The 20,624-nt window shown below is 54.9% G+C and carries 13 protein-coding genes; 8 read left to right on the top strand and 5 right to left on the bottom strand.

The annotated features are described in order from the left end of the window. Window positions 1-5: 5 nt before the first annotated feature. The 3 genes from asmA to udk form a co-directional block, all read right to left on the bottom strand. Complete coding sequence (gene asmA, locus HV345_RS09045) at window positions 6-1,856, bottom strand: outer membrane assembly protein AsmA (RefSeq protein WP_181636522.1); 1,851 nt, start codon at window positions 1,854-1,856, stop codon at window positions 6-8. A gap of 25 nt (window positions 1,857-1,881) precedes the next feature. Then, a complete protein-coding gene (gene dcd / locus HV345_RS09040) occupies window positions 1,882-2,463 on the bottom strand; it encodes a dCTP deaminase (protein WP_016153598.1) in 582 nt (193 codons plus the stop codon). A gap of 91 nt (window positions 2,464-2,554) precedes the next feature. Next, on the bottom strand, window positions 2,555-3,196 hold the full coding sequence (udk, locus tag HV345_RS09035) for a uridine kinase (protein ID WP_003036776.1): 642 nt from the start codon (window positions 3,194-3,196) through the stop codon (window positions 2,555-2,557). Window positions 3,197-3,511: 315 nt separating this feature from the next. Between udk and HV345_RS09030 the strand changes: the two genes are divergently transcribed. After that, window positions 3,512-6,841, top strand: a complete 3,330-nt coding sequence (locus HV345_RS09030; RefSeq protein WP_181636521.1) for a diguanylate cyclase — start codon at window positions 3,512-3,514, stop codon at window positions 6,839-6,841. Here HV345_RS09030 and alkA read toward each other — a convergent pair. Further along, window positions 6,809-7,678 (bottom strand): DNA-3-methyladenine glycosylase 2, encoded by an 870-nt coding sequence (gene alkA / locus HV345_RS09025; RefSeq protein ID WP_049040314.1) that lies wholly within the window; start codon window positions 7,676-7,678, stop codon window positions 6,809-6,811. The two genes, HV345_RS09030 and alkA, sit on opposite strands and share 33 nt — an antisense overlap. 136 nt (window positions 7,679-7,814) lie before the next feature. Here alkA and yegD point away from each other — a divergent pair, with 136 nt between their 5' ends. After that, complete coding sequence (gene yegD, locus HV345_RS09020) at window positions 7,815-9,167, top strand: molecular chaperone (RefSeq protein WP_181636520.1); 1,353 nt, start codon at window positions 7,815-7,817, stop codon at window positions 9,165-9,167. Between the two features lie 99 nt (window positions 9,168-9,266). Here yegD and HV345_RS26210 read toward each other — a convergent pair whose 3' ends face one another. Beyond that, window positions 9,267-9,326: a type I toxin-antitoxin system Ibs family toxin gene (locus tag HV345_RS26210; RefSeq protein WP_109017525.1), complete on the bottom strand. Its 60-nt coding sequence runs from the start codon at window positions 9,324-9,326 to the stop codon at window positions 9,267-9,269. 279 nt (window positions 9,327-9,605) lie between these two features. Here HV345_RS26210 and HV345_RS09010 point away from each other — a divergent pair, with 279 nt between their 5' ends. From HV345_RS09010 to baeR, 6 genes are read left to right on the top strand one after another with little or no spacing between them, the layout of a single operon-like run. Further along, window positions 9,606-10,853: an MdtA/MuxA family multidrug efflux RND transporter periplasmic adaptor subunit gene (locus HV345_RS09010; RefSeq protein WP_047414001.1), complete on the top strand. Its 1,248-nt coding sequence runs from the start codon at window positions 9,606-9,608 to the stop codon at window positions 10,851-10,853. Then, the gene (locus tag HV345_RS09005) at window positions 10,853-13,975 is read left to right on the top strand and encodes an MdtB/MuxB family multidrug efflux RND transporter permease subunit (RefSeq protein ID WP_181636519.1); all 3,123 of its coding nucleotides are present in this window, start codon (window positions 10,853-10,855) and stop codon (window positions 13,973-13,975) included. Before HV345_RS09010 ends, HV345_RS09005 begins: the two co-directional genes overlap by 1 nt. Then, complete coding sequence (gene mdtC, locus HV345_RS09000; RefSeq protein WP_181636518.1) at window positions 13,976-17,056, top strand: multidrug efflux RND transporter permease subunit MdtC; 3,081 nt, start codon at window positions 13,976-13,978, stop codon at window positions 17,054-17,056. Beyond that, on the top strand, window positions 17,053-18,465 hold the full coding sequence (locus HV345_RS08995) for an MFS transporter (RefSeq protein WP_016153605.1): 1,413 nt from the start codon (window positions 17,053-17,055) through the stop codon (window positions 18,463-18,465). Before mdtC ends, HV345_RS08995 begins: the two co-directional genes overlap by 4 nt. Then, entirely contained in the window at window positions 18,465-19,868 is a 1,404-nt protein-coding gene (gene baeS / locus HV345_RS08990) for a two-component system sensor histidine kinase BaeS (RefSeq protein WP_016153606.1), read from the top strand. Before HV345_RS08995 ends, baeS begins: the two co-directional genes overlap by 1 nt. Beyond that, window positions 19,865-20,587: a two-component system response regulator BaeR gene (gene baeR / locus HV345_RS08985; RefSeq protein WP_019077149.1), complete on the top strand. Its 723-nt coding sequence runs from the start codon at window positions 19,865-19,867 to the stop codon at window positions 20,585-20,587. Before baeS ends, baeR begins: the two co-directional genes overlap by 4 nt. Window positions 20,588-20,624: the final 37 nt, after the last annotated feature.

Here is a 20,624-nt window from a genome sequence, read left to right as displayed (position 1 = left end):
ATGAATCAGAGTTTATCCAGCAACTTTTTAACATCTTTACCGTTGCGGGAGTCTTTATTGCGATCGGCCCAGTCGTTAAGGCGACGTTTCGCTTCATCCTGCAAATGCTTACGCAAAATCTGGTCGACCTGCAGACTGTAGTTTAGCGCCTGCCACTGACCGTAGACTCTGAGAGGAACCGGGGTAGCCTTCAGGAAGTTAATCAGCTTACTTTCGCCATCCCAGCCGCCCAGCACGCGAATGTTAAACAGCGTGTCGCAATTCAGCTTCACCAGATCCAGCGTTCCCTTGCCGGTCAGCGCCAGCATCGCCGACTCACCCGCCATGTTATCCAGCGTAACCTCGCCGTTATCCAGCGTCATATCGGTTACGAAATGATCCAACCGGGTCATGTTATCCAGGTTTTGCTGAGCTTTAACATCCCCACCGCTACGTTCGACGGCCTGTTGTATCATCTGCTGGAAGTTCATTCCTTCCATTCGCGTATCGCTCATTTCGACATGGGCCTGCCCTTGCCAGCTATGACGAAACGCCTGGGCATCAATATCTGAGCCAGAGAAATCCCCTGCCAGTGACAGCTTACCGGTGAGGGCGATGGGGTAGTCGAAGGCTTTCAGGATAGTACCAATTTCTACGCCTTCCAGGCGCGGATGGAAGACCGCTCGCGGCTGTCCTTTTCTGGCATCCAGCATACCAGGAAGCGACACCAGCCCGCCGTCACTTTTCCCCTGCAACTGCGTAACGTTCAACAAGCCGAACTGGTTGTCAATTTTTGCCGAGACATTGTCAAACGCCATTTTCCGCCACAGCACTTTGTCAGCTTGCAACGCGATGTCTGCCGAAAATCCCTTCAGTCCCTGATACGAAACGGCATCAACCTGAGAAGCAATGACGGGGCGCGCCAGCGTTGACTGACTCTGACCTTGCTGAACTTCACCGTTCGTCGTCACAGCCTCACGTTGTACGAGCAGATTGTCCAGATTGAGCTGACCAAACTTCAGGTCGACGGCCCATTCTGGTTTTTCCAACAATGTCACATGAACTTGTCCGGCGAGAGAGCTGTCGTTAGCGGTCAAATGAATCTGGCTAAACGCGAGCTGTTTTTTCTCTTCCAGCCACTGCGCCTGAAACTGTCCCTGACCTTTGATCCCCTGCGCCGGTAGATCGGCCCCCTGCAGTTGCCAGCTTAGCTGCTCAATATTCGCGGATAAGTTATGCGGATAGTCGGAGGCATCAACGCTGCCGTTGAAGGATAATGCGAGGTCACGCTGATCGCGGTTAACGCGCCCGGAGAAATCAAACGTGCCACGGTGCTGGTTATCCTGTTCCATCTCCAGACGAATATCGCGAACCGTGATCTGTTCATCGTCTTCATGCTGGAATACCAGAACGCTATCGGCAACACGCAGGCGGGCAATATCAAACGACCATCCTCTGTCTTCAGCCAGGTCGGGCAAGGTATTGTCTTTTGGGGCAACGGGCGCATCTTTGCCGCGCACCGCTTCAGTTTGCGGGGTCAGTTGAATCACCGCGCCTTTGAGCATCACCTGCTTCACGCTGAGCTGGTGACTCAACAGCGGCCACAACGCGACGTCAAGACGCATATTGTCGGCACGAATCAGGGGTTCGCTGGCGCCTTCAGCCGTTAACACCATGCGCCCCGAGAGGATACTCAGCTGTGGCCATACGTGCCAACGCAGAGGGCCATCCAACTGCAGCTGATATCCGCTACGCGCAGCAACCTGCTTGACCATATATGCGCGGAAATCATTCGGATTCACCAACAGTACTAACGCAGAAAAACCGGCCACCAGCACGACCAGTAGGATCATCAGCGTCGTCAGAAATCGTCTCATGCTATCCCCAATGGACTGAAAATACTCAGTCTTTATCGATCCGGCTGGCAACGGCGCCCTGCTGATCGCGATACTTTGCATCCTGACGACGGTTGTAAGGTCGCGCCGCCGGACCGGAAAGCGGTTCGAAGCTTAATGCACCAATCGGCATGCCAGGACGCAGGGCCAGCGGTAGTTTTCCGGAGTTGTAAAACTCCAGTACGATGCAGCCAGACCAGCCCGGATCGATACGGTGTGCGGTGACGTGTACCATCAGTCCCAGACGCGCCAGCGAAGAGCGGCCATCTAACCAACCCACAAGATCGGAAGGCAGTGTCACGGATTCGAACGTCACTGCCAGCGCCAGTTCGCCCGGATGCAGGAAAAATGCCTCGCCGTCTTTGAGGACGATTTCATCACTCATCACGCGATCCAGCGCGGCGCTGACTTCATCTTTCGGTCCGCTCAGATCGATATACGCCGCCGTATGCCCGCGGAACGTACGGAATTTGTTGCCAAGGCGCACATCTACCGTGGCGCCGTTGATTCGCTCGACAGGAGGGCGTGGATTGATCGACAGACGACCTTGATCCAACCAGGCTTCAATATCTCGGTCACATAAACGCATGGCACTTTCTCCTTTCGTGCTTCAACCCCTTAATGCCAGGTGCATTAAGGGTGAACCAGGTTATCACTGAACGGTACACAATTCGCTGAACTTATTCAAAGAACTGACTGATTTTAGCCTTCAGAATATCGATGGCGATGCGGTTTTTACCCCCGCGCGGCACAATGATGTCGGCGTATTGTTTTGAAGGCTCAATAAATTGCAGGAACATTGGACGGACGGTTTTCTGGTATTGCGCCATCACTGAATCCATTGAACGACCGCGTTCGTTCACATCGCGCTTGATACGGCGCATCAGGCAAATATCCAGCGGGGTATCAACAAAAATAGAGAAGTTCATCTCATCACGCAAACGCGCATCCGTCAGCAGCAAAATGCCTTCCAGGATGATGACTTTCTTGGGTTCGATATGAATAGTGTCTTGCGTGCGCGTGTGCTCAACGTAGCTGTACACCGGCAGCTCAATGGCACTACCGCGTTTCAGCGTTTGCAGATGTTGGAACAGCAGGCTGTGATCCATCGCGTTCGGATGGTCGTAGTTGGTTTTTACACGCTCTTCCATCGATAGATGGCTTTGATCTTTGTAATAGCTGTCTTCGGGAATAACGCCAATATGTTCGTCACCGACTTGTTCACGCAATTCGCGATAAAGAGTACTGGCAATAAGACTCTTGCCGGAAGCCGATGCGCCGGCAATGCCGATAATGACGCACTGATGGGACTGATCAGTCATAAATTTAGCGACCTGATTAACCTGGATGTTAGGAAGGGCGGCGCCGAAACGCCAAACGCGGCAATTATAGGGATTTCAGCGGCGCGACGCCAGCCCAGGCTGCACCAATGCCTTCCCTGTCGCAAATTAAAACGGTCATATTTAAAGCATGCGCTACATTTATTCGCCAGCCTTAGTAATTAATAGCTTGAGAGTGTTAATTTATGAGCAGCTGGCGTATAAATTGTAAATTATTTGTACTAGCATAAACCCAGATTAAATGTGATGCGTCCGGCATCTCTACTGGGCGACAACGGCTATTTGGGTAGAGTGGTAATGAGTAAACAATCCCAACATGTTTTAGTTACCTTACCTCATCCTCTACTGCGCCTGGCCAGTTTAGGTCTGGTGGCTTTCATCTTTACGCTGTTCTCGCTGGAACTGTCTCGTTTCGGGGCGCAGCTGGCGCCGCTGTGGTTTCCGACCTCAATCATGATGGTGGCTTTTTACCGTCATGCGGGAAAAATGTGGCCGGGGATCGCGCTGGCGTGCTCATTGGGTAACATCGCGGGTTCTTTGCTCTTCTTCCCCGGCGAGTCGCTTAGCTTTACCTACACGGCCATCAACATTATTGAGGCTGTCGTGGGGGCAATGTTATTGCGCAAACTGCTGCCCTGGTACAATCCTTTACAAAATCTCAACGACTGGGCGCGCCTGGCATTCGGCAGCGCAGTGGTCCCTCCGCTGCTGGGCGGCGTATTACTCTGGTTATTATTACCGCAAGAAACGTCGTTAAATACCTTCCTCATTTGGGTGCTTTCAGAATCCATCGGCGCGCTGGCGCTGGTACCATTAGGTTTACTGTTTAAGCCACATTATCTGCTGCGCCACCGCAATCCGCGATTACTGCTTGAAACTCTGATTACGCTTCTGGTGACGTTAACGTTCAGTTGGCTGTCGATGATGTTCATTCCATGGCCGTTTACCTGCGTTATTGTCCTGTTGATGTGGAGCGCTGTCCGTCTGCCGCGTATGGAGGCGTTTTTAATTTTCCTCAGCACCGTGATGATGGTTTCGCTGATGTTGGCCGCTGACCCTTCGCTGCTCTACACCCCCAAACAGAACATGATGACCAGCATACCGTGGCTGCCGTTTTTGATGATCCTGTTGCCAGCCAATATGATGACCATGGTGATGTACGCGTTTCGGGCAGAACGCAAGCACATCTCAGAAAGCGAAGCGCGCTTTCGCAATGCTATGGAATATTCCGCAATTGGCATGGCGCTGGTCGGGACCGAGGGGCAATGGCTACAGGCCAATAAAGCCTTGTGCCAGTTTCTGGGCTATAGCCAGGAGGAGCTACGTTCGCTCACCTTCCAGCAATTAACCTGGCCGGAAGATTTGAACAATGACCTCGAACAGTTAAACATGCTGGCACGCGGGGAAATTAACAGCTATTCCATGGAGAAACGCTATTACACGCGCGCAGGTGAGGTGGTATGGGCCTTGCTGGCCGTTTCGCTGGTGCGCCATAGCGACACCACCCCACTCTACTTTATTGCGCAGATTGAGGATATTAACGATCTGAAGCACACCGAGTGGATGAACAAACGGCTGATGGAGCGCATTACGCTCGCTAATGAAGCCGGGGGGATCGGCATTTGGGAATGGGAACTGCAGCCTGATGTGATCAGTTGGGATAAGCGTATGTTCGATCTCTACGAAGTCCCGGCACATATCAAGCCCAGCTGGCAAGTCTGGTATGAATGCGTTGTGCCTGAAGATCGCGAACACGCCGAAAATGTGATTCGCGATTCGCTGGCCGCACGAGCCCCGTTTAAGCTTGAGTTTCGTATCGCGGTAAAAGGTGGCATACGGCATATCCGCTCATTGGCCAACCGGGTACTGAATAAAGACGGAGAAGTTGAACGCTTACTTGGCATCAATATGGATATGACCGAGGTGAAGCAGCTCAACGAAGCGCTGTTCCAAGAAAAAGAGCGTTTGCATATTACGCTGGACTCCATCGGCGAGGCGGTGATTTGTATTGATGTCGACATGAATGTGACCTTTATGAATCCGGTCGCTGAGAAAATGAGCGGCTGGCAGCAGGAAAACGCAATTGGCATTCCGCTCCTGACGGTACTGCGTATTACTTTCGGCGATAACGGTCCGCTGATGGAAAATATCTACAGTGCCGACATGTCGCGTAAGGCAATGGAACAAGAAGTCGTCCTGCATTGTCGCAACGGCAACAATTATGACATTCAGTACAGCATCACGCCCCTCAGCACCCTTGATGGCGGCAGCATTGGCTCGGTGCTGGTCATTCAGGATGTCACCGAGTCACGTAAGATGCTGCGCCAGCTTAGCTACAGCGCTTCGCATGACGACCTGACGCAGTTGGCCAATCGGGTCAGCTTTGAAAACCATCTCAAACAGTTGCTGCATACGGTACACGACGCGCACCAGAGTCATGTGCTGGTTTTTATCGATCTTGATCGTTTTAAAGCGGTGAACGATAGCGCAGGGCATGCCGCAGGCGATGCCCTGCTGCGCGAACTCTCTTCACTGATGCTAAGCATGCTGCGGTCCAGCGATATGCTGGCGCGCCTTGGCGGCGACGAGTTTGGTCTGTTGCTGCCGGATTGTAATATCGAAAGCGCCCGCTTCATCTCAGGTCGCATCATCAGTGCTATTAACGATTACCACTTCATGTGGGATGGCCGCTTGCATCGCATTGGCGCCAGTGCGGGAATTACGCTGATTGATGACAAAAACCATGTTGCGACTGACGTCATGTCTCAGGCGGATATCGCCTGCTACGCGGCGAAAAACAGCGGACGTGGGCGTGTCTGCGTCTATGAACCCCAGCAAAGCCAGGCGCATGCCGCGCGTAGCCAACTGTCATTGGACGAACAAAAGCATACCATTATGCACAGCCCCATGCTGATGATCGCCAGAGGCGTGGCTTCTCCACGTATACCTGAGACGTTTAGCTTCTGGCTTATATCGCTACGCTTAGGGACCGCTGAAGGCGAAGTGATTGAAGAGCAAACATTCCGTACCGGGCTGGTCGATCCCACATTGAATCAAGCGCTCGACCGTCGGGTATTCAGCGAATTCTTCCAGAATGCTGCCCCGGCAGTCGCCAGCAAGGGCCTCAGTGTTGCGCTCCCCCTTTCCGCCGCCGGGCTGCTCAATTCAGAACTTGTTGATGAGCTGCTGGAGCAATTGCAACATAGCCCGTTACCGCCACGCCTGCTGCACCTAACCGTTCCGGCCAGCGTCATCAAAACGAATCCAACGCAGGCGATATCCGCCCTGCATCGGCTACGTCAGTTCGGTTGTCGAATTGTGTTAAGTCAGGTCGGTCGTGATTTAGAGCTTTTTGACAATCTGAAATACCACATTGTCGATTACCTGTTGCTTGACAGCGAGCTAAGCGCCAGCGCTCACGGAGACCTGATTGACGAGATGTGGGTATCCATTATCCAGGGCCATGCCCAGCGTCTGGACATTAAAAGCATCGCCGGTCCGGTGCAGTTGCCGCTTATTATGGATGCGCTTTCCGGCATCGGTATTGATATGATTTATGGCGACATTATTGCCAACGCCCAACCGCTGGATCTGCTACTGAATACCAGTAATTTCGCCATCAACTGACGGTTGCCAGCCATCCGTGTACCAGATATGCAAGAGTGCATAGGAGCGCCAGGGTTTCCAACGCTCTGCATACCGCCGGATCTGGGCTGGCGTCATGCCGGGAAAACGCTGTTTAATCAGATAATCATCCGGCAGAAAAACATCCTTCGCCTGCCAACCACGCAGCGCAAAATAGTTGGCGGTCCAGCGCCCTATTCCGGGAAACGTTTGTAGTTGCTTAACGCCTTGCTCAATATCGTCAGGCGCTACTGTCGCAAGCGTTCCTTCAAGCGTTGCACGCGCCAGGTGAATCAACGCTTCAGCGCGTTTGAGCGGCATCCCTAACGCTTTCAGGTGCAACGGTTCGGCGTCAGCAAGCGCTTCAGGCGTGGGAAAAGAAACATACCCTGGCGCATCCTCCAGCGTGTCGCCATAAGCATGGGCGACTTTCGCCGTCAGTTTTGCCGCCATAGCCACGCTGACTAACTGCCCTAAAATCGCCCGTACCCCTTGCTCAAAAGCATCGACACATCCCGGCAGGCGCAGTCCCGGACGCGCCGCACCAAGGCTTCCCAGCGCGCTGACAATTTGCTGCGGGCAACAAGTAAGATCAAACAAACGGGTTATTTTCGCCAGGCACTCGGGGGCGGCGGGTTGTAATCCCGAACTTAACGTCACGTGTAGCACATTGGCGTGCAAATCCGGTACGACGCGCACCAGACCCCGATGCTCCCCTACGGACAGGCTTCTGGTATAACTCAGTTCCTCCACCGTTTCGACACCGTCAACCGCACGGGCGGCAAGAAATCCCAGCATCCAGGGCCAGTCATAAGGCGGTTGCCAGCTCAGCGTGAACATTCAGTTTTCCTTTTTATGCAAACCTACAGCATAAACGGTATTCAATCGATGCGCCTTGCTTTCATATTCCAGTTGTCGGAGCGTCAACATTTCGTTAAAGTCACGCCCCTTCTTCACTGGCATGGGGATTTTTACGGTGTTTATTGGTTTTGACTACGGTACGGCAAACTGTTCAGTTGCCGTTATGCGTGACGGGCAGCCTCACCTGCTCAAAATGGAAAATAACAGCACGCTTCTGCCTTCAATGCTGTGCGCGCCAACTCGCGAAGCGGTCAGCGAGTGGCTGTATCGCCATCACGACATCCCAACCACGGACGACGAAACGCAGGCGCTGCTTCGCCGCGCGATGCGCTATAACCGCGAAGAAGACATCGACGTTAACGCCAACAGCGTGCAGTTCGGTCTGGCATCGCTGGGTCAATATATTGAAGACCCGGAAGAGGTGTATTTCGTTAAATCGCCAAAATCATTTTTGGGTGCCAGCGGTCTGAAGCCGCAGCAGGTTGCGCTGTTTGAAGATCTGGTCTGCGCGATGATGCTGCACATACGCAACCAGGCACAAAATCAGTTGCCGGAAGCCATCACCCAGGCCGTTATTGGTCGTCCCATCAACTTCCAGGGGTTAGGGGGCGATGACGCCAACGCCCAGGCGCAGGGTATTCTTGAACGTGCGGCTAAACGCGCCGGTTTTCAGGATGTCGTCTTCCAGTACGAGCCGGTAGCGGCTGGTCTGGATTACGAAGCCACGCTGCAGGAAGAAAAACGCGTGCTGGTGGTGGATATTGGCGGGGGTACAACCGACTGTTCACTGCTGCTGATGGGGCCGCAATGGCATCAGCGCGCCGATCGCGAAAACAGCCTGCTGGGGCACAGCGGCTGCCGCGTTGGCGGGAACGATCTGGATATTGCGCTGGCGTTTAAACATCTGATGCCGCTGCTCGGTATGGGGGGGGAAACGGAAAAAGGGATCGCCTTACCTATTCTGCCCTGGTGGAACGCGGTCGCGATCAACGATGTTCCCGCGCAAAGTGACTTCTACAGTAGCGCCAACGGTCGCTTGCTCAACGATCTTGTCCGCGACGCGAAAGAAGCCGATAAAGTCGCCCTACTGCTTAAAGTCTGCCGCGAGCGTCTGAGCTATCGCCTGGTGCGCAGCGCAGAAGAGAGCAAAATCGCGCTTTCCGATCAGACCATTGTGACGGCGGCGATACCGTTTATCAGCAACACGCTGGCAACCGATATCAGTCAACACGGGCTGGAAGCTGCGCTCAATCAGCCCCTGGCGCGCATTCTGGAGCAGGTTCAACTGGCGCTGGAAAACGCGCAGGAAAAACCGGACGTGATTTACCTGACCGGCGGTAGCGCGCGTTCGCCGCTGATTAAAAAAGCCCTCACCCAGCAACTTCCCGGGATTCCGATCGCGGGGGGTGATGATTTCGGTTCCGTTACTGCCGGACTGGCCCGCTGGGCTGACGTTGTTTTCCGCTAAGCGGCTCGCATGCTGAAAAGTACGCGTATTGACATCACCATTGCTGTGGCTTAATTTCAGGAGTGAGGGTTAGGGAGGGCTTCCCCTCCCCCTGGTGTCTTAGTAAGCCGGTAAGCTAATCACTAAGAGTATCACCAGGATGATGACCTGCTTCATCATAACCCTTTCCCTATTTTGGCCCCTTCCTCGGGAGGGGCTTTTCCGTACCAGCGTTCCGCTGAAATCTCTGGCTCTCCTCCTTTTTGCCTTGTCAGCACTCTTACGCACAATCACGTATTCACTATTTTCACCACCGATTGTTGCGTAACGCTTCGCAAAGCCGCATCGGCATTCAGACGAATCCCGACAGTGTTTCATAATTCCTCCATTTTTCTCCCTTGTTCGCTGGCTAAACTAGTATCATTCCGCGAATCGTTTCAGGATGAGAAACTTATAACAATGAAAGGCAGTAAAAAATCCCGCTGGGTGATAGCAATCGCGATCGTTGTGGCCACCGTCGCCGCCATCTGGTTCTGGCAAAGCCGTAACGACGCCCAGGAAAACGCACCGGGCGCGACCAAACCAGCGCAGCACACGCCAGGTTCGGGACGGCGTGGAATGCGCTCCGGGCCGTTGGCTCCCGTTCAGGCTGCCACCGCCGCCATGGAAGCCGTTCCGCGTTACCTGACAGGACTGGGTACCATTACTGCCGCAAATACCGCCACGGTACGTAGCCGGGTGGATGGTCAGCTCATTGCCTTACACTTCGAGGAAGGACAGCAGGTAAAAGCCGGCGACCTGCTGGCAGAGATAGATCCCAGCCAGTTCAAAGTTGCTCTGGCTCAGGCGCAGGGCCAACTGGCAAAAGATAAAGCCACGCTGGCAAATGCCCGTCGCGATCTTGCCCGCTATCAACAGCTGGTGAAAACTAATCTGGTCTCCCGCCAGGAGCTGGATGCCCAGCAGGCGCTGGTAAATGAAACATTAGGGACAATCAAAGCCGATGAAGCCAGCGTCGCCAGCGCCCAATTGCAGCTTGACTGGAGTCGGATAACCGCGCCTGTAGAGGGGCGTGTCGGTCTGAAGCAGGTCGACGTCGGTAACCAAATTTCCAGCGGCGATACCACCGGAATCGTCGTCATTACGCAAACCCATCCTATCGACCTGATATTCACCTTGCCTGAAAACGACATTGCCACCGTGTTGCGGGCGCAAAAATCGGGGACTCCGTTAAAGGTCGAAGCCTGGGACCGAACCAATTCGCAAAAACTGAGCGAAGGCGTCCTGCTCAGTCTCGATAATCAGATTGATGCCACGACCGGAACCATCAAAGTTAAAGCCCGTTTTGACAATCAGGATGATGCTTTATTCCCTAACCAGTTCGTTAACGCCCGCATGCTGGTCGACACGGAACAAAACGCCGTGGTGATCCCAACGGCCGCCCTACAGATGGGCAATGAGGGCCATTTTGTCTGGGTGCTGAACAGCGAGAATAAAGTGAGCAAACATCTGGTTAAACCAGGTATTCAGGATAGCCAAAAAGTAGTGATCGCCGCCGGGTTGTCCGCAGGCGATCGGGTCATAACCGACGGTATTGACCGCCTGACGGAAGGCGCAAAAGTAGAAGTCGTAGAGGCGCATGACGCCTCTGCTCAGGATGAGAAAACTGCGCCCCGCGGATACGGCAAAAAAGGAGCTAACTCCTGATGCAGGTGTTACCTCCGCACAACACAGGCGGGCCATCACGCCTGTTTATTCTGCGACCTGTCGCCACCACGCTGCTGATGGTCGCGATTTTGCTTGCCGGTATTATCGGTTATCGTTTCCTGCCGATCGCCGCCTTACCGGAAGTCGATTACCCCACGATTCAGGTCGTTACGCTGTACCCGGGCGCCAGCCCGGACGTCATGACCTCGGCGGTAACCGCGCCGCTTGAGCGTCAGTTCGGACAGATGTCCGGCTTAAAACAGATGTCCTCGCAAAGTTCCGGCGGCGCATCGGTCGTCACGTTGCAGTTTCAACTGACGCTGCCGCTGGATGTTGCCGAGCAGGAAGTTCAGGCTGCGATTAACGCCGCCACCAATTTATTACCGGGCGATCTGCCCAACCCGCCGGTCTACAGCAAGGTAAACCCGGCAGATCCACCGATCATGACGCTGGCGGTCACGTCCAGCGCCATGCCGATGACGCAGGTGGAAGATATGGTCGAAACCCGCGTCGCGCAGAAAATCTCTCAGGTTTCCGGTGTCGGTCTGGTAACACTTTCCGGCGGGCAACGACCGGCGGTCCGCGTGAAGCTTAACGCACAGGCTATTGCCGCACTCGGTCTGACCAGCGAAACCATCCGTACAGCCATTACCGGGGCTAACGTCAATTCGGCAAAAGGGAGTCTTGATGGCCCAACGCGTGCTGTCACCCTTTCCGCCAACGACCAGATGCAGTCCGCAGACGAATATCGCCAGCTCATTGTTGCCTATAAAAACGGTGCGCCGGTTCGTCTGGGCGATGTCGCCACCGTCGAACAAGGGGCAGAAAATAGCTGGCTGGGCGCATGGGCCAATAAGCAACAAGCCATTGTGATGAATGTTCAGCGCCAGCCTGGGGCGAACATCATCTCCACGGCAGACAGTATCCGTCAAATGCTGCCGCAGCTCACCGAAAGCCTGCCCAAATCAGTTAAGGTCAGCGTGCTTTCGGATCGTACGACCAATATTCGTGCGTCCGTTGCAGACACCCAGTTTGAGCTAATGCTGGCGATTGCGCTGGTGGTGATGATCATCTACCTGTTCCTGCGCAATATTCCGGCGACGATTATTCCTGCGGTCGCCGTTCCGCTGTCGCTCATCGGCACCTTCGCGGTGATGGTATTTCTTGATTTCTCCATCAATAACCTGACCCTAATGGCGCTAACCATCGCGACAGGATTCGTAGTGGATGACGCTATCGTGGTTATCGAGAATATTTCTCGCTATATCGAAAAAGGCGAAAAACCGCTGACTGCCGCCCTGAAGGGGGCTGGTGAGATTGGTTTTACCATCATCTCTCTGACATTTTCGCTAATCGCCGTGCTGATCCCACTGTTGTTTATGGGTGATATCGTTGGCCGATTATTCCGCGAGTTTGCCGTTACGCTGGCCGTGGCAATTCTGATTTCCGCCGTCGTCTCGCTCACCCTCACGCCGATGATGTGCGCGCGCATGCTTAATCAGGCCTCGTTGCGTAAGCAGAACCGCTTCTCCCGCGCCTCGGAGCGTATGTTCGATCGCGTCATTGCCGGGTACGGTCACTGGCTGGCAAAAGTGCTGAACCATCCGTGGCTCACGCTGGGCGTGGCGCTCGGCACGCTGGCACTGAGCGTTATGTTATGGGTCTTTATCCCCAAAGGGTTCTTCCCAATCCAGGACAACGGCATCATCCAGGGTACGCTGCAGGCGCCGCAGTCCAGTTCATTTGCCAGCATGGCCCAGCGCCAGCGCCAGGTTTCCGATGTCATCCTTCAAGATCCGGCGGTCGAGAGCCTGACCGCTTTTGTCGGCGTGGATGGTACTAATCCGGCATTGAACAGCGCGCGTCTGCAAATCAACCTTAAGCCGCTGGACGATCGCGACGATCGCGTGCAGAAAGTGATCGCACGCCTACAGGACGCGGTTGACAGAGTACCCGGCGTTGATCTCTATCTTCAGCCCACCCAGGACCTGACGATTGATACCCAGGTCAGCCGGACGCAATATCAGTTTACGCTGCAAGCAACGTCCCTTGATGCCCTCAGCACCTGGGTTCCACAGCTGTTAGAAAAACTACACCAGCTACCGCAACTGTCCGATGTCAGTAGCGACTGGCAGGACCAAGGGCTGGTGGCGTATGTGAACGTCAATCGCGATAGCGCCAGCCGTTTAGGCATCAGCATGGCGGATGTCGATAACGCCCTGTACAACGCCTTCGGCCAGCGACTGATTTCAACCATCTACACCCAGGCCAACCAGTATCGCGTCGTGTTGGAGCATGACACCAATAGTACGCCGGGGCTTGCTGCACTGGACACTATCCGTCTGACCAGCAGCGACGGCGGCGTGGTTCCGCTCAGCGCAATCGCCAGCATTGAACAGCGTTTCGCTCCGCTGTCGATTAACCACCTCGATCAGTTCCCGGTCACCACCATCTCGTTCAACGTACCGGACGATCATTCGCTGGGCGATGCGGTGCAGGCAATTCTGGATGCCGAAAAAACGCTCAATCTGCCAGCAAATATTACCACCCAGTTCCAGGGCAGTACGCTCGCTTTCCAGGCCGCGCTGGGTAATACCATCTGGTTGATTGTGGCTGCGGTTGTCGCGATGTATATCGTCCTCGGCGTGCTGTATGAGAGCTTTATTCACCCGATTACCATTCTCTCCACGCTACCCACGGCGGGCGTCGGCGCCCTCCTGGCGTTAATGATTGCCGGCAGTGAACTGGACGTCATCGCGATTATCGGCATTATTTTGCTCATCGGTATCGTCAAGAAAAACGCCATCATGATGATCGACTTCGCCCTTGCCGCGGAGCGCGAACAGGGCATGACCCCACGCGACGCTATTTTCCAGGCCTGTCTGCTGCGTTTTCGCCCGATTCTGATGACTACGCTGGCAGCACTGCTCGGTGCGTTGCCGCTGATGTTAAGTACCGGCGTGGGGGCCGAATTACGTCGTCCATTAGGTATTGGTATGGTCGGTGGTCTGCTGGTAAGCCAGGTATTAACCCTGTTTACCACCCCGGTGATTTATCTGCTGTTTGACCGTCTGTCGCTGTACGTGAAAAGCCGCTTCCCGCGTCAGGAAGAGGAAGCGTAGATGAAATTTTTCGCGCTTTTCATTCATCGTCCGGTGGCGACCATTCTCATTTCGGTGGCCATCACCCTGTGCGGGATACTGGGCTTTCGTCTGCTGCCGGTAGCTCCGCTGCCGCAGGTGGATTTCCCGGTGATCATGGTCAGCGCATCATTACCCGGCGCTTCCCCTGAAACGATGGCGTCTTCGGTAGCCACCCCGCTGGAGCGCTCACTGGGGCGCATCGCGGGCGTGAACGAAATGACCTCGAGCAGTTCCCTTGGCAGTACGCGCATTATTCTAGAATTCAAATTCGACCGTGACATCAATGGCGCGGCGCGGGATGTTCAGGCCGCGATTAACGCAGCGCAAAGCCTGCTACCCAGCGGCATGCCAAGCCGCCCCACGTACCGCAAAGCCAACCCTTCCGATGCGCCAATCATGATCCTGACGCTCACGTCAGACACTTACTCGCAGGGTGAGCTGTACGATTTCGCATCAACTCAATTAGCACAGACCATCGCGCAAATCGACGGCGTGGGTGACGTCGATGTTGGGGGCAGCTCTCTGCCTGCCGTGCGCGTAGGGCTTAATCCGCAAGCGCTGTTTAATCAGGGGGTGTCGCTGGACGACGTGCGTAGCGCGATTGCTAACGCCAATGTGCGTAAGCCGCAGGGAGCTATCGAGAATGATACCCATCGCTGGCAGGTACAAACCAACGATGAGCTGAAAACCGCCGCCGAGTACCAGCCGATTATCATCCACTACAATAACGGCGCTGCGGTGCGGCTGGGCGATGTTGCGTCTGTGAGCGACTCGGTGCAGGACGTACGTAACGCGGGGATGACCAACGCAAAACCGGCTATCCTGCTGATGATCCGCAAGCTGCCAGAAGCCAATATTATTCAGACGGTAGACAGCATTCGGGCCAAATTACCGGAGTTACAAACGCTGGTCCCGGCCGCCATCGATCTACAAATTGCCCAGGACCGTTCACCGACCATTCGCGCCTCGCTGGAGGAAGTCGAACAGACGCTGATTATCTCCGTTGCGCTGGTTATTCTGGTGGTCTTTGTTTTCCTGCGCTCCGGGCGCGCGACCCTGATCCCTGCGGTAGCGGTTCCGGTCTCGCTGATCGGTACCTTTGCCGCCATGTATCTGTGCGGATTCAGCCTGAACAACCTGTCATTAATGGCGTTGACCATTGCCACGGGATTTGTCGTTGATGACGCGATCGTGGTGCTGGAAAATATTGCCCGCCACCTGGAAGCGGGAATGAAGCCACTGCAGGCGGCGCTACAGGGTACGCGCGAAGTGGGATTCACGGTGCTCTCAATGAGCCTGTCGCTGGTAGCGGTGTTCCTCCCGCTGCTGTTAATGGGCGGATTGCCTGGGCGCTTGCTGCGCGAATTTGCCGTCACGCTGTCAGTTGCTATCGGTATCTCGCTGCTGGTGTCGCTGACATTGACGCCAATGATGTGTGGCTGGATGCTCAAATCCAGCGCCCCGCGTGAACAGTCTCGTAAACGGGGTTTTGGTCGTGTGCTGGTGGCACTGCAACAGAGTTACGGCACTTCGCTTAAATGGGTGCTGCGCCATACGCGACTGGTTGGCGTGGTGTTACTTGGCACCATTGCGCTGAATATCTGGCTTTATATTTCCATCCCCAAAACCTTCTTCCCGGAGCAGGATACGGGCGTGTTGATGGGGGGGATTCAGGCCGACCAGAGCATCTCTTTCCAGGCGATGCGCGGCAAACTGCAGGACTTTATGAAGATCATCCGCGACGACCCGGCGGTGAATAACGTCACCGGTTTTACCGGCGGTTCCCGGGTTAACAGCGGGATGATGTTTATCACCCTCAAGCCACGCGATGAGCGCGGTGAAACCGCTCAGCAGGTGATCGACCGCCTGCGCGTCGCGCTTGCAAAAGAGCCTGGCGCGAATCTGTTTCTGATGGCGGTGCAGGATATTCGCGTCGGCGGTCGCCAGGCCAATGCCAGCTATCAATACACATTGCTTTCCGACGATCTGGCGGCACTGCGCGAGTGGGAACCGAAGATCCGTAAGGCGCTTGCCGCCCTGCCCCAACTGGCGGATGTCAACTCAGATCAGCAGGACAATGGCGCGGAAATGAACCTGGTCTACGATCGCGACACCATGTCTCGTCTGGGGATCGACGTTGCAGCCGCTAACAGCCTGTTGAACAACGCTTTTGGACAACGGCAAATTTCAACTATTTATCAGCCGATGAACCAGTACAAAGTGGTGATGGAGGTCGATCGACGTTACACCCAGGACATCAGCGCGCTGGATAAAATGTTCGTCATCAACAATGACGGTAAGGCAATCCCATTATCGTACTTTGCCAAATGGCAGCCGGCGAATGCCCCGCTGTCGGTAAACCATCAGGGCTTGTCCGCTGCCTCAACCGTGTCGTTTAACCTGCCAACAGGTTCTTCACTGTCAGAGGCGACAGAGGCTATCAACAGAACCATGACCCAGCTCGGCGTCCCCTCCACAGTTCGCGGTAGCTTTGCCGGCACGGCACAGGTATTTCAGGACACCATGAACTCACAGGTGATCCTGATTATCGCCGCCATCGCCACGGTCTACATCGTTCTGGGTATGCTGTATGAAAGCTATGTTCATCCCCTGACCATTCTCTCCACGCTACCTTCAGCTGGCGTCGGGGCTTTGCTGGCGCTGGAGCTGTTCAATGCCCCGTTCAGCCTAATCGCCCTGATAGGGATAATGCTATTAATTGGCATTGTGAAGAAAAATGCCATCATGATGGTCGATTTTGCGCTGGAAGCGCAGAGAAACGGCAAGCTGCAGCCAGAAGAAGCCATTTTCCTGGCCTGCCTGCTGCGCTTTCGCCCAATCATGATGACCACGCTGGCGGCGTTGTTTGGCGCGCTGCCGCTGGTGTTATCCGCCGGGGATGGCTCTGAACTACGTCAACCTTTGGGGATAACCATTGTCGGCGGGCTGGTCGTGAGCCAACTCCTGACGCTGTACACCACGCCTGTGGTCTATCTCTTTTTCGACCGTCTGCGTCTGCGTTTTTCGCGTAAAAACAGCAAACCGGTAGCAGAGTTATGACAGAACTTCCCGACAGCACCCGCTGGCAACTTTGGATTGTGGCATTCGGCTTTTTTATGCAGTCGCTGGATACCACCATCGTGAATACTGCGCTTCCCTCGATGGCGGCAAGCCTCGGGGAAAGCCCGTTACACATGCATATGGTCATTGTGTCATATGTTTTAACCGTTGCCGTGATGCTGCCCGCCAGCGGATGGCTGGCGGACAAAGTTGGCGTGCGTAATATCTTCTTCACCGCCATCATCCTGTTTACGCTTGGCTCGCTGTTTTGCGCCGGGTCCAGCACACTCAACGAACTGGTGATGGCGCGCGTCTTACAAGGCGTTGGCGGTGCGATGATGGTGCCGGTCGGCAGGCTAACGGTGATGAAAATCGTCCCGCGTGAGCAATATATGGCGGCGATGACGTTTGTCACATTGCCCGGTCAGATTGGCCCGCTACTGGGACCGGCATTAGGCGGTATTCTGGTTGAGTACGCCTCTTGGCACTGGATATTTTTGATTAACATTCCGGTTGGTATTGTCGGCGCGATAGCGACGTTAATGCTGATGCCCAACTACACCATGCAAACCCGACGCTTCGATCTCTCCGGATTTGCGATGCTGGCAGTCGGCATGGCGGTACTGACGCTGGCACTTGATGGCAGTAAAGGAACCGGCATCTCCAGTATCTCGCTGGCAGCGTTGGTTATCTGCGGAGTGCTGGCTATTGCGCTGTATCTGAAACACGCCCATCGTAATCCACGCGCGCTGTTCAGCCTGAATCTGTTTCGCACACCGACCTTCTCGCTGGGTCTTTTCGGCAGTTTTGCCGGACGCATCGGTAGCGGTATGCTGCCGTTTATGACGCCGGTGTTTTTACAAATAGGCCTCGGTTTTTCGCCCTTTCATGCCGGGCTGATGATGATCCCGATGGTGCTCGGCAGTATGGGCATGAAGCGCATTGTGGTGCAGGTCGTTAATCGCTTTGGCTACCGTCGCGTACTTGTCGCTACAACGCTTGGCCTGTCGCTGGTCAGTCTGCTGCTGATGACCACCGCGCTGCTCGGCTGGTATTACGCCCTGCCCTTCGTACTGTTCTTACAGGGAATGGTCAACTCAACGCGCTTTTCATCCATGAACACCCTGACGTTAAAAGACCTGCCTGACGATCTCGCCAGCAGTGGTAACAGCCTGCTGTCAATGATCATGCAGCTGTCGATGAGTATCGGGGTGACCATCGCGGGACTGCTGCTAGGCATGTTCGGTCAGCAGCATAGCGTCATCGACAGCGGAAGTACGCATACCGTCTTTATGTATACCTGGCTGTGCATCGCATTCATTATCGCGCTGCCCGCCATTATTTTTGCCCGCGTGCCGAACGACACGCAAACCAACGCGGTGATTTCACGGCGCAAAAGGAGCACCTGATGAAGTTCTGGCGGCCCGGTATCACCGGCAAACTGTTTCTGGCGATTTTCGCCACCTGCATCGTATTGCTGATCAGCATGCACTGGGCCGTACGCATAAGCTTCGAACGCGGTTTTATTGACTATATCAAGCACGGTAACGAACAGCGGCTGCAAATGCTCAGCGACGCATTAAGCGAGCAGTATGAACAGCACGGCAACTGGCGATTCTTACGCAATAACGATCGGTTTGTTTTTCAGATCCTGCGTTCTTTTGAACACGACAACGACGATGATAAACCCGGCCCCGGCATGCCGCCGCACGGCTGGCGTACGCAGTTTTGGGTTGTCGACCAAAATGCCCGCGTGCTGGTCGGTCCGCGTGCTCCGGTCCCCCGTGACGGTATGCGCCATCCGATCCGCGTCAACGGTAGCGAAGTCGGTGCCGTGATTGCCTCTCCCGTGGAACGCTTAACGCGCAATACGGATATCAATTTCGACATGCAGCAAAGACGTTCCAGTTGGCTCATCGTCGCGCTCTCCACGATCCTGGCGGCGCTGGCAACGTTTACGCTGGCGCGCAGCCTGCTGGCCCCGGTCAAGCGGTTAGTGGAAGGCACGCACAAACTGGCGGCTGGCGATTTCACCACTCGCGTTGCGCCGACCAGTACGGATGAGCTGGGCAAGCTGGCGCAGGACTTCAACCAGCTTGCCAGTACGCTGGAAAAAAACCAGCAGATGCGTCGTGACTTTATGGCCGATATTTCTCACGAACTGCGTACGCCGTTAGCGGTGTTGCGCGGTGAACTGGAGGCCATTCAGGATGGCGTACGCCAGTTCACCCCTGACTCCGTTGCCTCTTTGCAAGCTGAAGTGGGTACGCTCACCAAGCTGGTGGACGATCTGCATCAGCTCTCCATGTCCGATGAAGGCGCGCTGGCCTACCAGAAAACATCGCTGGATCTCATCCCGCTGTTGGAAGTGGCAAGTGGCGCATTTCGTGAACGCTTTGCCAGCCGTGGACTGACGATACAACTTTCACTCCCGGACAGCATGACGGTATTTGGCGACAGGGATCGTTTGATGCAGTTGTTCAACAATCTGCTGGAAAACAGTCTGCGCTACACCGACAGCGGCGGCGGGCTGCACATCAGCGCCGAACAACGCGAGCGTATGGTTTTATTAACCTTCGCTGATTCCGCTCCCGGCGTAAGTGACGACCAGTTACAGAAGCTGTTTGAACGCTTTTATCGCACCGAAGGCTCGCGTAACCGTGCCAGCGGTGGTTCCGGGCTGGGGCTGGCAATTTGCGTCAATATCGTACAGGCGCATAATGGTCTGATTCGCGCCGCCCATTCGCCTTTTGGCGGGGTGAGCATTACAGTAACATTACCGCTGGAACGCGATTTACAGAGAGATGTATGACTGAGCTACCCATTGATGAAAACACGCCGCGTATTCTGATCGTGGAAGACGAGCCCAAGCTGGGGCAACTGCTTATCGACTATCTGCGCGCGGCAAGCTACGCTCCTACGCTCATCAGCCACGGCGATCTGGTTCTTCCTTACGTGCGTCAGACGCCGCCCGATCTGATCTTGTTGGATCTGATGCTGCCTGGTACCGACGGCCTGACTCTGTGCCGGGAAATCCGCCGATTCTCTGAAGTCCCCATCATGATGGTAACCGCCAAGATAGAAGAAATTGATCGCCTGCTGGGGCTGGAGATCGGTGCGGATGATTATATTTGCAAACCCTACAGCCCGCGTGAAGTTGTTGCTCGCGTAAAGACGATTCTGCGCCGTTGCAAGCCGCAGCGCGAACTGCAACAGATGGATGCTGACAGCCCGTTGATCGTCGATGAAGGTCGTTTTCAGGCGTCCTGGCGTGGGAAAATGCTCGACTTAACGCCTGCTGAATTTCGCTTACTCAAAACGTTGTCGCATGAACCGGGAAAAGTGTTCTCCCGTGAACAGTTGCTCAATCATCTCTATGACGATTACCGTGTCGTTACCGACCGAACCATCGACAGCCATATCAAGAACCTGCGACGCAAGCTGGAATCGCTGGATGCGGAGCAGTCGTTTATCCGCGCGGTCTATGGCGTAGGGTATCGCTGGGAAGCCGACGCCTGTCGAATTGCGTAAACACTCCCGTCCTGCAGGACTCCGCGGCTTCGTGGAG

The organism is Citrobacter sp. RHBSTW-00986, assembly GCF_013783065.1.
In the GTDB taxonomy this organism is placed as follows: domain Bacteria; phylum Pseudomonadota; class Gammaproteobacteria; order Enterobacterales; family Enterobacteriaceae; genus Citrobacter; species Citrobacter braakii.
This window is presented reverse-complemented; position numbering and strand designations above follow the sequence as displayed.

What these genes read in the sequence shown, in the direction of transcription:
- HV345_RS09010 (WP_047414001.1), top strand. Translation starts at nt 9,606, where the DNA reads ATGAAAGGCAGTAAAAAATCCCGCTGGGTGATAGCAATCGCGATCGTT.
- HV345_RS09005 (WP_181636519.1), top strand. Translation starts at nt 10,853, where the DNA reads ATGCAGGTGTTACCTCCGCACAACACAGGCGGGCCATCACGCCTGTTT.
- baeR (WP_019077149.1), top strand. Translation starts at nt 19,865, where the DNA reads ATGACTGAGCTACCCATTGATGAAAACACGCCGCGTATTCTGATCGTG.
- HV345_RS09030 (WP_181636521.1), top strand. Translation starts at nt 3,512, where the DNA reads ATGAGTAAACAATCCCAACATGTTTTAGTTACCTTACCTCATCCTCTA.
- udk (WP_003036776.1), bottom strand. Translation starts at nt 3,196, where the DNA reads ATGACTGATCAGTCCCATCAGTGCGTCATTATCGGCATTGCCGGCGCA.
- alkA (WP_049040314.1), bottom strand. Translation starts at nt 7,678, where the DNA reads ATGTTCACGCTGAGCTGGCAACCGCCTTATGACTGGCCCTGGATGCTG.
- asmA (WP_181636522.1), bottom strand. Translation starts at nt 1,856, where the DNA reads ATGAGACGATTTCTGACGACGCTGATGATCCTACTGGTCGTGCTGGTG.
- dcd (WP_016153598.1), bottom strand. Translation starts at nt 2,463, where the DNA reads ATGCGTTTATGTGACCGAGATATTGAAGCCTGGTTGGATCAAGGTCGT.
- mdtC (WP_181636518.1), top strand. Translation starts at nt 13,976, where the DNA reads ATGAAATTTTTCGCGCTTTTCATTCATCGTCCGGTGGCGACCATTCTC.
- baeS (WP_016153606.1), top strand. Translation starts at nt 18,465, where the DNA reads ATGAAGTTCTGGCGGCCCGGTATCACCGGCAAACTGTTTCTGGCGATT.
- HV345_RS08995 (WP_016153605.1), top strand. Translation starts at nt 17,053, where the DNA reads ATGACAGAACTTCCCGACAGCACCCGCTGGCAACTTTGGATTGTGGCA.